Source organism: Streptomyces sp. NPDC006208, assembly GCF_040613775.1.
In the GTDB taxonomy this organism is placed as follows: Bacteria; Actinomycetota; Actinomycetes; order Streptomycetales; family Streptomycetaceae; genus Streptomyces.
The window spans coordinates 111,281-125,953 of sequence record NZ_JBEXSW010000017.1; the positions used below are offsets into that span (position 1 = coordinate 111,281).

Annotated in this window: 13 protein-coding genes and 1 riboswitch; of the genes, 7 read left to right on the plus strand and 6 right to left on the minus strand. The window is 68.9% G+C overall.

Features of this window, described 5'->3' with window-relative positions; all coding sequences use genetic code 11:
• Positions 1-121 precede the first annotated feature (121 nt).
• Positions 122-254: riboswitch (cobalamin riboswitch) on the minus strand.
• A gap of 129 nt (positions 255-383) precedes the next feature.
• The 3 genes from mctP to ABZ208_RS16380 all read right to left on the minus strand — a co-directional run bounded on the left by mctP (position 384) and on the right by ABZ208_RS16380 (position 3,403).
• Complete coding sequence (gene mctP / locus ABZ208_RS16370) at positions 384-2,012, minus strand: monocarboxylate uptake permease MctP (protein WP_356910148.1); 1,629 nt, start codon at positions 2,010-2,012, stop codon at positions 384-386.
• Positions 2,009-2,299 (minus strand): DUF3311 domain-containing protein, encoded by a 291-nt coding sequence (locus tag ABZ208_RS16375; RefSeq protein ID WP_356910149.1) that lies wholly within the window; start codon positions 2,297-2,299, stop codon positions 2,009-2,011. The genes mctP and ABZ208_RS16375 overlap by 4 nt, the downstream gene beginning before the upstream one ends.
• A gap of 339 nt (positions 2,300-2,638) precedes the next feature.
• Positions 2,639-3,403 (minus strand): GntR family transcriptional regulator, encoded by a 765-nt coding sequence (locus ABZ208_RS16380; protein WP_328396632.1) that lies wholly within the window; start codon positions 3,401-3,403, stop codon positions 2,639-2,641.
• Between the two features lie 294 nt (positions 3,404-3,697).
• Here ABZ208_RS16380 and ABZ208_RS16385 point away from each other — a divergent pair, with 294 nt between their 5' ends.
• From ABZ208_RS16385 to ABZ208_RS16410, 6 genes are all read left to right on the plus strand, one after another.
• Positions 3,698-4,981, plus strand: coding sequence for an extracellular solute-binding protein (locus tag ABZ208_RS16385; protein WP_356910150.1), 1,284 nt, complete (start codon positions 3,698-3,700; stop codon positions 4,979-4,981).
• Positions 4,982-5,058: 77 nt separating this feature from the next.
• Positions 5,059-6,063 carry a sugar ABC transporter permease gene (locus tag ABZ208_RS16390; RefSeq protein WP_356910151.1) on the plus strand — a complete coding sequence of 335 codons (1,005 nt, stop codon included), beginning with the start codon at positions 5,059-5,061 and terminating at the stop codon, positions 6,061-6,063.
• On the plus strand, positions 6,060-6,926 hold the full coding sequence (locus ABZ208_RS16395) for a carbohydrate ABC transporter permease (RefSeq protein ID WP_356910152.1): 867 nt from the start codon (positions 6,060-6,062) through the stop codon (positions 6,924-6,926). The genes ABZ208_RS16390 and ABZ208_RS16395 overlap by 4 nt, the downstream gene beginning before the upstream one ends.
• Positions 6,927-6,935: 9 nt before the next feature.
• Positions 6,936-8,474, plus strand: a complete 1,539-nt coding sequence (locus ABZ208_RS16400; protein WP_356910153.1) for a glycoside hydrolase family 3 protein — start codon at positions 6,936-6,938, stop codon at positions 8,472-8,474.
• Positions 8,475-8,553: 79 nt separating this feature from the next.
• Positions 8,554-9,624 carry an SIS domain-containing protein gene (locus ABZ208_RS16405; RefSeq protein WP_356910154.1) on the plus strand — a complete coding sequence of 357 codons (1,071 nt, stop codon included), beginning with the start codon at positions 8,554-8,556 and terminating at the stop codon, positions 9,622-9,624.
• Between the two features lie 349 nt (positions 9,625-9,973).
• Positions 9,974-11,455 carry a histidine kinase N-terminal domain-containing protein gene (locus ABZ208_RS16410; protein ID WP_356910155.1) on the plus strand — a complete coding sequence of 494 codons (1,482 nt, stop codon included), beginning with the start codon at positions 9,974-9,976 and terminating at the stop codon, positions 11,453-11,455.
• A gap of 168 nt (positions 11,456-11,623) precedes the next feature.
• Here the strand turns inward: ABZ208_RS16410 and ABZ208_RS16415 are convergent, their stop codons facing one another.
• On the minus strand, positions 11,624-11,881 hold the full coding sequence (locus ABZ208_RS16415) for a WhiB family transcriptional regulator (RefSeq protein WP_003953983.1): 258 nt from the start codon (positions 11,879-11,881) through the stop codon (positions 11,624-11,626).
• A 316-nt stretch (positions 11,882-12,197) separates the two neighbouring features.
• A complete protein-coding gene (locus tag ABZ208_RS16420; protein ID WP_356910156.1) occupies positions 12,198-13,166 on the minus strand; it encodes a diacylglycerol kinase family protein in 969 nt (322 codons plus the stop codon).
• A gap of 81 nt (positions 13,167-13,247) precedes the next feature.
• Between ABZ208_RS16420 and ABZ208_RS16425 the strand changes: the two genes are divergently transcribed.
• Complete coding sequence (locus tag ABZ208_RS16425; RefSeq protein ID WP_356910157.1) at positions 13,248-13,661, plus strand: hypothetical protein; 414 nt, start codon at positions 13,248-13,250, stop codon at positions 13,659-13,661.
• A gap of 48 nt (positions 13,662-13,709) precedes the next feature.
• Here the strand turns inward: ABZ208_RS16425 and ABZ208_RS16430 are convergent, their stop codons facing one another.
• Complete coding sequence (locus ABZ208_RS16430; protein ID WP_356910188.1) at positions 13,710-14,669, minus strand: RNA polymerase sigma factor SigF; 960 nt, start codon at positions 14,667-14,669, stop codon at positions 13,710-13,712.
• Positions 14,670-14,673: the final 4 nt, after the last annotated feature.

A 14,673-nucleotide genomic window follows, 5' to 3' on the forward strand; every position in this document is an offset into this window, starting at 1 on the left:
TCGGTTCCGGACCGGCGGGGGAGGGGAAGGCCGTGCGGCGTACGTGCCGCAGCGGGCAGCACCGTGCACGGCGTCCACCGGCCCAACCGCGAGACCCGGACGTCTTGGCACCCGGGTCGGTCGAACCGGATGCACCGTCGGCAGGTCCTCGGACTTGTGGGCGCGGCAAAGTGCACCACATCACACCGTTGCGGGACAGTTCCGGATTCGCACCGGATTCCCCTGCGGCGACAGCGAGCATGAGCATACATGTGGGGGCGGCCCGTTGCGTCACCCACCACATGTTGTGTCGGTGGGTAGGTTGTTGCCCGTTTTGCTCTCGTCGTGGACGAGAGCGGGCCGCCGGTTTCCCGGCGGCCCGCTGTTGGTTGGCGGTGGGTCGGTCAGTGACCGGCGCCCGCTGTGGCCGGCGGGAGTTCGACCTGGACGCCCGGGTCGCCCGCGTCCGCCGTGTAGTCGGACGGGCTGGTCTCGTCGACGCCGTCGGGGGCCTTGGCCGCCCGCAGGACGAAGGTGAGGACCACGGTGACGACGACGTTCAGCACGAACGCGGTGAGGCCGATGTAGCCGATCTCACCGATGCCGGGGATGACATCGGACGAGCCGCCGAAGTGCTTCTGGGCCGGGGTCGCGACGCCGTACGCGGTCCAGGTGCCGTAGACCATGCCGACCGCCCAGCCGGCGAGCAGCGCCCAGCGGTGGAACCAGCGGGTGAACAGACCGCCGACCAGGGCCGGGAAAGTCTGCAGGATCCATATGCCGCCCAGCAGCTGGAAGTTGATCGCGACGGTCTTGTCCATGGTCAGGACGAAGACCAGCGCGCCGACCTTCACCAGCAGCGAGACCAGCTTGGAGACCTTGGTCTCCTGCGCCGGGGTCGCATCGGGCTTGATGAAGTCCTTGTAGATGTTCCTGGTGAAGAGGTTGGCCGCGGCGATCGACATGATCGCCGCCGGTACGAGCGCGCCGATGCCGATGGCGGCGAAGGCCACACCGGCGAACCAGTCCGGGAACATGTTCTCGAACAGCTGCGGAATCGCCAGCTGGCCGTTGGCCACCTCCACGCCGGCGGCGATCGCCATGAAGCCGAGCAGCGCGAGCAGGCCCAGCATCAGGGAGTACAGCGGCAGGATCGTGGTGTTGCGGCGGATCACCTCGCGGCTGCGCGAGGACAGGGTCGCGGTGATCGAGTGCGGGTACATGAAGAGCGCGAGCGCCGAGCCGAGCGCCAGCGTGGCGTAACCCCACTGGCCCAGGTCGCCCGGTACCAGGGCACCGGTCGGCTTGCCGGTCGACTCGTTGATGGTCGCGAACTTCTCACCGGCACTGGCGAAGATCTCGTCGAAGCCGCCCAGTTTGATCGGGATGTAGATGATCGCCACCGCGATGACGATGTAGATCAGGGTGTCCTTGACGAAGGCGATGAGCGCGGGTGCACGCAGTCCGGAGGAGTACGTGTAGGCCGCGAGCACGCCGAACGCGATCAGCAGCGGCAGGTCCTTGACGAACCAGTTGGTGGTCTCGCCGCCGCCGACGCCCATGACGTCGAGCACCGCCTGGATACCGACGAGCTGCAGTGCGATGTACGGCATCGTCGCCAGAATGCCCGTGACGGCGACCGCAAGCGAGAGACCCTTCGAACCGAAGCGCCCGCGCACGAAGTCCGAGGTCGTCACATAGCCGTGCTTGTGCGACACCGACCACAGCCGCGGCAGGAAGGTGAAGATCAGCGGGTAGACGAGGATCGTGTACGGCACGGCGAAGAAGCCGGCCGCGCCGGCCGCGTAGATGGCCGCAGGGACGGCGACGAAGGTGTACGCGGTGTACAGGTCGCCGCCGAGCAGGAACCAGGTCACCCAGGTGCCGAACGACCGGCCGCCCAGGCCCCATTCGTCGAGGCTGTGCTCGTTCTCGGCCTTGCGCCAGCGCGAGGCCAGGAAACCCATGACCGTGACGGCCAGGAAGAAGAAGATGAAGACGCCGAGTGCGACGCCGTTCACGTCGTCCTTCACTGCGACGCACCTCCCTTGCGGGCGCGCTGGTCACGCTGCCACAGCTGGTACGCGACCATCGTCAGCGCGGTCGACAGCAGGACCCAGAACATCTGGTACCAGTAGAAGAACGGCATGCCGATGAACGTCGGTTCGACCTTCGCGTAGGAGCTCACCCAGAGCATGGCCACGAAGGGCGCGAGGAGGCAGAGGGCGATGACGACCCGCACCGGTGTGACGACGGGTTGCCTCGCTTCGGGCGCTTGTGGCGGTTCGGGCGCATCGGGCGCCTCGGGCACTGCGGACATCGTTGTCTCCGTCCCCTCGCTGATCAGCTGTACCTGTAACGCGCAGGGAAATGTAGGCGAGGGTTTTGAAGCGAGTCACCCCCTGTCCGTATATCGGTACGGCAACGACTGTGCCCAGGCTCCGGGCACGGCGGGGGAAACGCGACATAGCGCCGCAACGCTTGTTGCGGCGCCATGCGGTTGACGGCGGATCAGGCAGGTGCCGGGCCGCCCGGACCCCGGCAGGGTGTGTGGCCAAGGCCCGTGTTCGGTCATTCGGCCGCTGCAACCTCGCCACGCTGTGCCGGCCCGGGGGCGACCCCCGGACCCCCGGCAGAGGCGTGTGGCCAAGGCCCGCTTTCAGTCCTTCGGCCGCTGCAACCTCGCCACGAACTTGTAGCGGTCGCCGCGGTAGACCGAGCGCACCCATTCCACCGGCTCGCCCTGCGCGTCCAGCGAGTGGCGCGACAGCATCAGCATCGGCAGGCCCACGTCCGTGCCGAGGAGGCCGGCTTCGCGCGGGGTGGCCAGGGAGGTCTCGATCGTCTCCTCGGCCTCGGCCAGATGGACGTCGTACACCTCCGCCAGTGCCGTGTAGAGCGAGGTGTACTTCACCAGGCTGCGGCGCAGCGCCGGGAAGCGCTTTGCCGACAGATGCGTCGTCTCGATGGCCATCGGCTCGCCGCTGGCCAGACGCAGCCGCTCGATCCGCAGCACGCGTCCGCCGGTCGAGATGTCCAGCAGGCCGGCCAGCGTGTCGTCGGCCGTGACATATCCGATGTCGAGCAGCTGGGACGTGGGTTCCAGCCCCTGGGCGCGCATGTCCTCCGTGTACGAGGTGAGCTGCAGCGCCTGCGAGACCTTGGGCTTGGCCACGAAGGTGCCCTTGCCCTGGATGCGTTCCAGCCGGCCCTCGACGACCAGTTCCTGGAGCGCCTGGCGCACCGTGGTGCGCGAGGTGTCGAACTCGGCCGCCAGCGTGCGCTCGGGCGGCACCGGCGTGCCGGGCGGCAGCGTTTCCGTCATGTCGAGCAAGTGACGCTTGAGCCGGTAGTACTTGGGTACGCGCGCGGTCCGTGTCTGGGCACCGCTCTCGTTCTCGGTGCTGCCCCCGTCCGTGGTCATGGCCCGCCTTCCCGCCTGCTGCGCTCCTGCCGTCACCGGCTCCTCCGTCTGTAGCGGCTCACATGGTGGCATGGACCGGTCGCAGGTCGTCGCCCTCCCTCAGGTGTCGGTCCGATAACGGACACGACAGCCCTTCTTATACACCCTTGACACCCCTAAAGGTCTAGGCCAAGCTCCGGGTACTGGTCTAAACCACTAAAGACCAAGTCCCAGCCCCACGAGCAGTACTCGGCGTATTTCTCCGTAGGTCTTCGCGGTGGGCGGGGAGTTGCAGAATTCCCTGAGGAGGGTGGCGTGAAGCGCAAGCTCATCGCGGCGATCGGTGTCGCGGGCATGATGGTCAGCATTGCCGCGTGTGGCTCCGACAGCGAGAAGCCGGGGGACAAGGCCGGCGCCGAGGTCAAGGAGATCACGGTCTGGCTGACGGTCGACGCCCAGAACAACTGGCCCGAGCTCGTCAAGGCCGCGGATGACGCCGTGGTCAAGAAGCACCCCGGCCTCAAGGTCAAGCACGAGTACTACGGCTGGCCGGACAAGAACGCCAAGCTCGACGCCGTACTCGCCACGGACAAGGCTCCGGACGTGGTCGAGATGGGCAACACCGAGATGCTCGGCTACACGGTCAAGGGCGCCTTCGCCGAGATCGACCCCGCCAAGTTCGACCAGTCCGACGCCTGGCTGGACGGCCTCAAGGAGTCGGTCACGTACAACGGCAAGACCTACGGCGTCCCGTACTACGCCGGTGGCCGCGTGGGCAACTGGCGCAAGGACGTCGCCGCCGAGGCCGGCGTGAAGGCCACGCCGAAGACGTACGCGGAGCTGACCGCCGCCCTCGACAAGATCCAGACGAAGAAGGGCAAGAAGTTCAGCGCCTGGTACCAGCCGTCGCCGGACTGGTACGCCGCCATGTCCTTCGTCTACGACGCGGGCGGCGCCATCGCCAAGAAGGAAGGCGACCAGTGGAAGTCGACGCTCTCGTCCCCTGAGTCCATCAAGGGCCTCAAGGAGTACAAGAACGTCCTGGACAAGTACATGAAGGCCGACAAGACCAAGGACGAGTCGGACCGCTACATCGTGTACGGCCAGGGCAACGCCGGCATGATCTTCGGCGCGGCCTGGGAAGGCGCCACCTCCGAGACCCCGGAGAACGACAAGACCGGCAAGCTCAAGGGCAACCTCGAGAACTTCGTGATGCCCGGCCCGTCCGGCAAGAACATGCCCGTCTTCCTCGGCGGCTCGGACCTGGCCATCCCGGTCAAGTCCAAGGCGCAGGGCGTCGCGGCCGAGTGGATCAACGCCTTCACCGGCGCCCAGGGCCAGAAGGGTCTGCTCGCCAAGGGCAACCTGCCCAACAACAAGACGGACCTCGCGACCCTGAAGAACGACCCGAAGACGGTCGTCCCCGCCACCGCGGCCGAGTCCAGCTGGTTCGTCCCGATGGCGCCGGGCTGGGGTCAGGTCGAGAAGGCCCAGACCCTGAAGACCATGCTCCAGGAGATCGGCACGGGCAAGAAGACGGTCGAGGAGGCCGCCAAGGCCGCGGACGCCGCGATCGACAAGGTCATCAACACCAAGTGACCGTCCCGGCAGGGCCCCGTCGGGCAACGACGGGGCCCTGCTCCCGTACGAGGAGAGGGACCGCTGAGGAGCGCCCGATGAGTGCCGCAGAGACAACCACTGCCAAGGTGCCGCCGACGCGGCGATCGACAGCCCCCAGCGCCGGGGCCGGGACCGGGGGAGCCGGCAGGCCAGGGAAACAGCGAGGTATCGGCGGCGGAGCCGCACTGCCGTGGACGCTGCTCGCGCCCTGTCTGCTCGTGCTCCTGCTGGTCCTCGGCTATCCGCTGGTCCGGCTGGTGACCCTCTCCTTCCAGAACTTCGGACAGCCGCAGCTGTGGGGCTTCCAGGAGCCGGAGTGGGCCGGCCTCGCCAACTTCACGAAGATCCTCGGGGACGGGGAGTTCTGGGCCGTCGTGATCCGCACGGTGGTCTTCGCCGCCGGTGCGGTGATCCTCACCATGGTCCTCGGCATGCTGATAGCCCTGCTGCTGCAGCGGGTGTCCGGCTGGGTGAAGACTCTCATCAACATCGCGCTGGTGGCGAGCTGGGGCATGCCCATCATCGTTGCCACCGCGATCTTCAAGTGGCTCTTCGACACCGACTACGGTGTCCTCAACTGGCTGCTGAGCCGGCTGCCCGGGGTCGACATGATCGGGCACAACTGGTTCGCCGGCGGTCCTCAGGGCCTCGCCGTGATCATGCTGCTGGTCGTCTGGGGCGCCGTGCCCTTCATCGTCATCACCCTCAGCGCCGGACTCACCCAGGTCCCCAAGGAGCTCGAGGAGGCCGCCCGGCTCGACGGCGCCGGTTCCTGGGGCGTGTTCCGCTACGTCACGCTGCCGGTCCTCAAGCCGATCATCGTGATGCTCACGACGCTCTCGCTGATCTGGGACATGGGCGTCTTCCCGCAGGTGTTCGTGATGCGCAACGGCCATCCCGAGGCGGAGTTCCAGCTCCTGACGACGTACTCGTACGACAAGGCCTTCGTGGTCAACGACTACGGCGGCGGCTCGGCGATCGCGCTCGTCACCGTGATCCTGCTGCTCGGCGTGGTCGCCGTCTACATGCGCCAGATGCTCAAGATCGGAGAGGTGGAGTGACGACGAACGCCGCGGCACCCGCTGCCGTACGCAGTCCCAAGGGGCCGAGGAAGAGCAGGGCGGGCTGGAATCTGCTCGGCCTGCTGGTCTTCGCCACCGCCGGTTTCCCGGTCTACTGGATGCTCAACACGGCCTTCAAGCCGGCCAGGGACGCCATCGACCCGAACCCGCACTTCTTCCCCAGGGTGTTCACCCTGGGCAACTTCTCGCGGGCCTTCGACATCGCCGACTTCTGGGGCCCGGTCTGGCGCAGCATGGTCGTCTCGCTCGCCGTGGTCGCGATCGGCATCGTGGTCGGCATGCTGGCCGCGCTCGCCATCTCGCGGTTCGCCTTCCGCGGCCGCAAGATCGTGATCGTCGGGATCCTCGCGGTGCAGATGGTCCCGCTGGTCGCCATGATCATCCCGGTCTTCCTGCTGCTGAACGACCTCGGCCAGTACGACAAGCTCACCGGCCTGATCATCACGTACCTGACCTTCATCCTCCCCTTCACGGTGTGGACGCTGCGCGGATTCATCGTCAACATCCCCAAGGAGCTGGAGGAGGCGGCGATGGTCGACGGCTGTACCCGCACCGGCGCCTTCGTCCGCGTGGTCTTCCCGCTGCTCGCCCCGGGCATGGTGGCCACCTCCGTGTACGGATTCATCCAGGCCTGGAACGAATACCTCTACGCGCTGATGCTGATGAGCCAGCAGAACCAGACCGCCACGGTCTGGCTCGGCAACTTCAGCACCAAGCACGGCACCGAGTACGCACCGATGATGGCCGGAGCCACGATGATGGCCGTCCCCATCGTGATCCTCTTCCTCCTCGTCCAGCGCAAGATGGCAGCGGGCCTGACGGCCGGCGCAGTGAAGGGATGACGCCGCCTCATGACGACTGTTCTGCGTTCTTCCGGCACCCTCACCCGTGACGCTCTGACCGTCCTGCAGCCCGGCTTCACCGGCACCACCGCGCCGGACTGGCTGCTGCGCCGGATCGGTGAAGGTCTCTCCGCCGTGGGCCTGTTCGGCCGCAACATCGTCGGCGCCGAGCAGCTCGCCGCGCTCACCGCGCAGCTGCGGGCCGAGCGGGACGACGTACTGGTCGCGATCGACGAGGAGGGCGGTGACGTCACCCGGCTCGAGGTGCGCACCGGCTCCTCCTTCCCCGGCAACTACGCGCTGGGGTGCGTCGACGATGTGGAGCTCACCCGGGCCGTGGCCCGTGAGCTCGGCCGCCGGCTCGCCGCGTGCGGGGTCGACCTCAACTGGGCGCCTTCGGCTGACATCAATTCGAATCCGGACAACCCGGTCATCGGGGTCCGTTCGTTCGGCGCCGGCACCGAACTCGCCGCCCGGCACACCGTCGCGTACATCGAAGGCCTCCAGGCCGCCGGAGTCGCCGCGTGCACCAAGCACTTCCCCGGACACGGCGACACGAACGTGGATTCGCACCACGCGATGCCCCGCATCGATGTGGATCTGGCCACGTTGCACGCCCGTGAGCTGCTGCCTTTCCGAGCGGCCATCGCAGCGGGTTCCAAAGCAGTGATGAGCGCGCATATTCTGCTACCCGCGCTCGACCCGCACCGCCCCGCGACCCTGAGCCCGCAGATCCTCACCGGTCTGCTGCGCGAAGAGCTGGGCTACGAGGGCCTGATCGTCACCGACGGCATGGAGATGCAGGCCATCTCGTCGACGTACGGCATCGAGCGCGGCTCCGTCCTCGCGATCGCAGCCGGGGCCGACGCCATCTGCGTCGGTGGCGGCCTGGCCGACGAGGAGACCGTACTGCGCCTGCGCGATGCGCTGGTCGGCGCGGTACGGGACGGCGACCTGCCCGAGGAGCGGCTGGCCGACGCGGCGGCGCGAGTGCGTGCACTCGCCGACTGGACGCGTCGGATCAGGGGGGCTTCGGCAGAGCCGGGCGCGGCGTTCGAGGAGGGGACCGCGCCCGGCTCCGACATCGGGCTGGTCGCCGCGCGCCGGGCCGTGCGGGTGACGGCCGGCGAACTGCCCTACGAGCCGGTCACCGGCGCCCCGTATGTCGCCGCGTTCACGCCCGTCGCCAACATCGCCGTCGGCGACGAGACTCCGTGGGGTGTGGCCGCCGAGCTGGCCGCGCTGCTGCCGGGCACGGGGACCGGCACCTACGGCGCCCGGACCGAGACGTCCGACGTGGTGACAGAAGTGCTGAAGGGTGCGGCGGACCGTAGGATCGTCGCTGTGGTGCGCGACGTTCACCGCCACCCCTGGATGTCGCAGGCCCTGGACGCCCTGCTCGTGGCCCGTCCCGACACGGTCGTCGTCGAAATGGGCCTGAACCGGGCCGGACCGAGGGGTGCCCTGCACATCGCCACCCACGGCGCAGCCCGCGTCTGCGGACGCGCCGCCGCCGAGGTCATCACCGGCCGTGAGGCGGGGATCTGACCGACACGGACCGTGCTGTGCCGGGCGATGCCGGGGAGCCCTCGGCGCCCGGCACCTGGACCGCCTGGAGGCACCCAGCATGTCCGCCGCGATGCCGTCCGAGCACAGAGAGCACCCGGGCCGGATCATGTCCGGCGAGATGGCGCAGCAGCCCGCGGTCCTGCGGCGCATCATCGAGGAGGGTGCGCCCAGGATCCGTGAGGTCGCCGACGCGATCGCGGCGAGGCGCCCGCGGTTCGTGCTGCTGACCGCACGCGGCACGTCCGACAACGCAGCGCTGTACGGGAAGTACCTGCTGGAGATCCGGCTCGGGCTGCCGTGCGGGCTGACGTCCATGTCCACGACCACGGCGTACGGCGCGCGGCCCGACCTGACCGACGTCCTGGTCATCGCCGTCAGCCAGTCCGGCGGCTCGCCGGACCTCGTGGCGTCGACCAAGGCGGCCCGGCAGGCCGGGGCGGTCACTCTCGCGGTGACCAACAACCAGGATTCCCCGCTGGCGGCGGTCTCCGAGTTCCACATCGACATCCTGGCCGGGCCGGAGAAGGCACTGCCGGCCACCAAGACGTACACCGCCTCGCTGCTGGCGCTCTATCTGTTCGTGGAGGGCCTGCGCGAGGGCGACGGCTTCGCGGCCAAGATGCTGCCGGAGCTTGCGGCTCGGACCCTGGACCGCCGGGACGAGGTGCGCCGGCTGGCCGCGCGCTACCGCTTCGCCGAGCGGATGGTCATCACCTCGCGTGGCTATGGCTACCCGACGGCAAAGGAAGCCGCGCTGAAGCTCATGGAAACGAGCTACATCCCGGCCCTTGCCTACTCCGGCGCGGACCTGATGCACGGCCCGCTGGCCATGGTGGACAACATCTCCCCGGTGATCGCGGTCGTCCCGGACGGCAAGGGCGGCGAGGCCCTGCAGCCGGTCCTGGACCGCCTTCGCGGCCGCGGCGCGGACCTTGTGGTGGTGGGCCCCGCCCGCCAGGTGGAAGCGGCGTCGGAGGGCTTCGTACTGCCGACCGAGAGCGTCCCCGAAGAGCTCCAGCCGATCCTGGAGATCCTGCCGATGCAACTGCTGGCCCACGAGGTCACCATCGCCCGCGGCCACGATCCGGACGCGCCGAGGGCCCTGGCGAAGGTGACGGAGACGCACTGAGGGGTTGCCTTTCCCGGCGCGTCGGCACGCGCCCGGGCACAGAACACCCGCGGGCCGCGGCGCCGGGACGGGACCCTCGACCCGTCCGGCACCGCAGCCCGGAGTTCCCGGCCGGCGGGTGTGCGGTCCCGCAGGCCTTGTGGAGGTCCCGGCGCAGTCAGGGCAGAGAGCGCCAAGTACCTCGGTCCACCCTCCTGTGCGGGGAGGGCGGAGGCTCTATCAAGGATTGTGGACTAGACCATTCGGGGCTGTCCATCCATCTGCAGAGCATAGTTGCCTGCCCATCCTCCAGTACGGGCGGACGGATGAACAGGTTCATCCCACAGGTACGCTCGCAGATGTGCCCTCCATGAACGACCTCGTCCGCCAGCACACCGCCCTCACCGAGTCCGACCTCGAGTGGCTCCATCTGCTGGTGTCGGAGTGGCAGCTGCTCTCCGACCTCTCCTTCGCCGACCTCGTCCTGTGGGTCCCCACCCGCGACGGCACCCGCTATGTGTCCGTCGCCCAGATGCGGCCCAACACCGGCCCGACCTCCTACCAGGACGACATGGTCGGCCATCTCGTGCCGCGCGGCCGGCGCCCGCTGCTGGACGCCGCGCTCGACGAGGGCCGGATCGTGCGCGAGGGCGACCCGGAGTGGCGTGAGGAGGTCCCCGTACGGGTCGAGTCCATCCCCGTACGCCGTGGAGGCCGCGTCCTCGGCGTCATCGCCCGCAACACGAACCTGCTGACCGTGCGGACCCCCTCACGCCTGGAGCTCACCTACCTCCAGTCCGCCTCGGACCTTGCCCAGATGATCGCGGCCGGCTCCTTCCCGTTCCCGGGGCAGCAGGTCGACATGGACGCCTCTCCGCGCGTCGGTGACGGGCTCATCCGGCTCGACGCCGATGGCGTCGTCCAGTACGCCAGCCCCAACGGGCTCTCCGCCTACCACCGCCTGGGGCTCGCTTCGGACCTGGTCGGACAGCATCTCGGTCAGATCACCGCCGAACTCGCTCCCTCCCGCGGCCCGGTGGACGAGGCCTTGGTCAAACTCGCCAGCGGCTACGCGCCCCGCGAGACAGAGGTGGAGGCCAATGGCGGAGTGATCCAGCTGCGGGCCATCCCGCTCAAGCCGAAGGGCGTCCGGATCGGTTCCCTGATCCTGCTGCGCGACGTCACCGAACTGCGCCGCCGCGAGCGGGAGTTGATCACCAAGGACGCCACCATCCGGGAGATCCACCACCGGGTGAAGAACAACCTCCAGACGGTCGCGGCGCTGCTGCGCCTGCAGGCCCGCCGGATGGATTCCGTGCGCGGCCGCGAAGCGCTCAACGAGGCCGTTCGTCGCGTCGGATCGATCGCGATCGTTCATGAGACGCTGTCCCAGAACCTGGACGAGCGCGTCGAGTTCGACGAGATCGCCGACCGGGTGATCGCGATGGTCGCGGAGATCTCCCCGGGCAAGGTCGACTGCCGCCGCACCGGCCGCTTCGGCATCCTCGACGCCGAGATCGCCACCCCGCTGTCGATGGTGCTGACCGAGGTGCTGCAGAACGCCCTCGAACACGCCTTTGCGCAGGGGGAACACGGCTCGGTCGAGGTCGCCGCGGTCCGCAGCGGCCGGCAGGTCGAGTCCGGCCGGCTGCTGATCACGGTCCAGGACGACGGCCGCGGCCTGCCCGAGAACTTCGACCCCCAGCGGGCGGGCAATCTGGGTCTGCAGATCGTAAGGACCCTGGTGGAGGGGGAGTTGGGCGGATCCTTCGACATGGTCCCGGTCCATGGACCCGGACGTGGCACCCGGGTCGTGCTCGACATCCCCGTACCCGGCAAGAACACGAGATAAGCCGCGGCACAGCGAAGAGCCCCGGACCGTTTCACACGGTCCGGGGCTCGAAGCTCACGTTGCTCGCATGTGCGAGATGCGCATTGTGGGTACTGCGCGCTGCGGCTCGGGGGCGGTGAGTGCGTACTCGCTGTACGCGCCGCCGGCTGAGGCTCGTAGCAGGGGGCGTCAGGCGCTGGCGTTACGTGCCCGGTTGCGAGCGGCGCGGCGCTTCATTGCGCGACGCTCGTCCTCGCTGAGGCCACCCCAGACGCCGGAGTCCTGGCCGGACTCGAGCGCCCACTGCAGGCACTGCTCCATGACGGGGCAGCGACGGCAGACGGCCTTGGCTTCCTCGATCTGCAGCAGCGCAGGACCGGTGTTGCCGATGGGGAAGAAGAGCTCGGGGTCTTCCTCGCGGCAAACGGCGTTGTGACGCCAGTCCATGGCTGCTACCTCTCCTTGATATTACGTGCGGTTGCTTGTGAATGTGAACGCTTTCACGAATCCCCCCGTAAGCGAAGGGCCGACTTCCGGTTACCCGGTGTGGTCCTGGGATTCGTGGAGGGGTTCCGGCGGTCTGTGGGGCCGATGTTGCGGGCCGTCCCGATCGCCATGTAGAGATTCGCAAACCTCGGCGGCGGATACAACCCCTTCCGGAAAGTTTTTTTTGATTCCTCGGTGTCGACTAGGTCACAGCCGTACTTCTATGGGGTGGAGGCCAGCCCATACGTTCGAGATAAAGGCCGTCCGGGCGTTCCGCTCACACAATCACACGCAGTGCACGGCGTACGCCTGTGAACGTCACGCTGGTGCGCACTCCGAGGTGGTCACCGTCCATCTGGAAGGGCAGTGGAGCCTTTGAATGCAAGGTGAAGTCGGTGAGGTCGTGCAGTGTGACCGCGTGCTTTCCGCGTGGACCGCGCTCGGGGCTGGAGGTGAGCAGCTGGGTCGCGTACCGGGCCACGGCGGGCCCCGACATCTTCGACAGTCCGAGGACGTCCAGCCCTGTCTCGAAGGAGGCCCGGGGGGACGCGTACACCGGACGATTGCCCAGGTAGGTCCACGGCGAGGTGTTACAGACTATGGACAGCACCAGGTCGGTCACCGGGTCGGTACCGGGGCTCTCCAGCGTGATCGTTCCGTGTCGGCGGTGCGGCTCGTCGACGAACTGGCGCAGCGCCTGGCGCACGTACAGGGCGTGCGTGGAGCGCTTCCCGCGCTCACGGTGCTGTTCGACCCGGCCGACGACACCGGCGTCGAAGCCGAAACCGGCGCAGAAGGTGAACCAGCGCGCCGGTACCCCCTCGTCCTCCGTGCCCGGGGTGCCGGCGGCGAGGCCCAGCCCGACCGTCTGCTCGGTCCGGTCGCGCAGCGCGTCCAGAATGGCGCCCGTCGCCTCGACGGCGTCGTTGGGCAGTCCGAGTGCGCGGGCGAAGACATTCGTGGAGCCGCCGGGGACCACGGCGAGCCGGGGCAGGCGTTCGGGGTCGGGACCGTCGTGCAGCAGACCGTTCACGACCTCGTTGACGGTGCCGTCGCCGCCCAGGGCCACGACCAGGTCGATCTCGCCGGACTCGGCGGCCCGCCGGCCCAGGTCGCGGGCGTGGCCGCGGTACTCGGTGGTGACGGCCTCGATCTTCATCTCGCTGGCGAGCGCGTGGATCAGCACGTCCCGGGTGCGGGCACTGGTGGTGGTTGCTGCCGGATTGACCACGAGAAGTGCGCGCATGCGATGCAGAGTACCTACTGAGGGGTACCCGGCCCAGCCCCGGGCTCCGGTCCCGGGCCGCTCCCCGGCTACCCTGCTCGGGTGAGTGATGAGCAGATCCCCCGCCCCGTCCGCCTGACCGCCGCTGCCGCGGTGTGCGCCGCGGAAGGCCTGGCGCTTGTGGCCGGCGGCCTCTACATGCTCGTCATGGGTCTGCTGGGCCGTCCCGACAGCCCCACCCAGGCGGAGACCGGCGGTCTGACCCTGATCGCTCTCGGTGCGATTCCGCTCGCCGCGGCCCGCGGCCTGCTGCGCCGCCGCGGCTGGAGCAGGGGCCCGGCGATCATCACGCAGCTGATCGCCCTGATCCCGGCCTGGACCCTGCTGCGCGCCTCGGGTGCGCTGATCCCGCTGGGTGTCGTCGTGGCGGCGGTCGCGCTGACCGGCCTGGTTCTGCTGGTCAACCCGACGACGGCCCGGGCGCTGGGCATCGGCGGCACCGGCACCGACGCGTAGCGCCCGCCCGACCCGCCGGGTCGAACGGGCGCCGAAGGGTGCGGGGACCTACTCCTCCACCAGCAGCTTCTCGCGGAGCTGGGCCAGCGTGCGGGCCAGCAGCCGCGAGACATGCATCTGGGAGATGCCCACTTCCTGCGCGATCTGCGACTGGGTCATGTTGCCGAAGAAACGCAACAGCAGGATCCGCTTCTCCCGCGGCGGCAGGTCCTCGAGCAGCGGCTTGAGCGACTCGCGGTACTCGACGCCCTCCAGGGCCTCGTCCTCGGCACCCAGGGTGTCCGCCACCGCCGGCGACTCGTCATCCGTGTCCGGTACGTCCAGGGACAGCGTGGAGTACGCGTTCGCCGACTCCAGGCCTTCCAGGACCTCTTCCTCCGAGATGCCCAGGCGATGGGCCAGCTCGTGCACCGTGGGCGAGCGGCCGTGCTGCTGGGACAGCTCCGCCGTCGCCGTCGTCAGCGCGAGCCGCAGCTCCTGCAGACGCCGCGGGACCCGGACCGCCCACCCCTTGTCGCGGAAGTGGCGCTTGATCTCGCCCACGACCGTCGGGGTCGCGTACGTCGAGAACTCCACCCCGCGCTCCGGGTCGAAGCGGTCCACCGACTTGATCAGACCGATGGTCGCGACCTGGGTCAGATCGTCGAGCGGCTCGCCGCGGTTGCGGAACCGCCGCGCCAGGTGCTCGACCAGCGGCAGATGCATCCGCACGAGCTGATTGCGCAGCTCCGCACGCTCGGGCGACCCGTCGGGCAGTTTGCGCAGCTCGAAGAACATCGCCCGCGCCCCGCTGCGATCATGGAGCTCGTGCTGTTGCGGTGGCGCCTGCAGTGGCTCCTGCGGTTGCTGCTCGTGCTGCTCGCTCATCCGGTCTACCTGCTCCGCCTGCTCCGCCGCGCTCGTCTGCCCGTCAGGTTCGTCCACCACCGGGTGCGGCCGTGCCTGCTGGTCCGGGATGCCGGTCGACGCGCTCAGCACCCGGGGGCCTCGCTCCTCGTCCTGCGCCATCGGA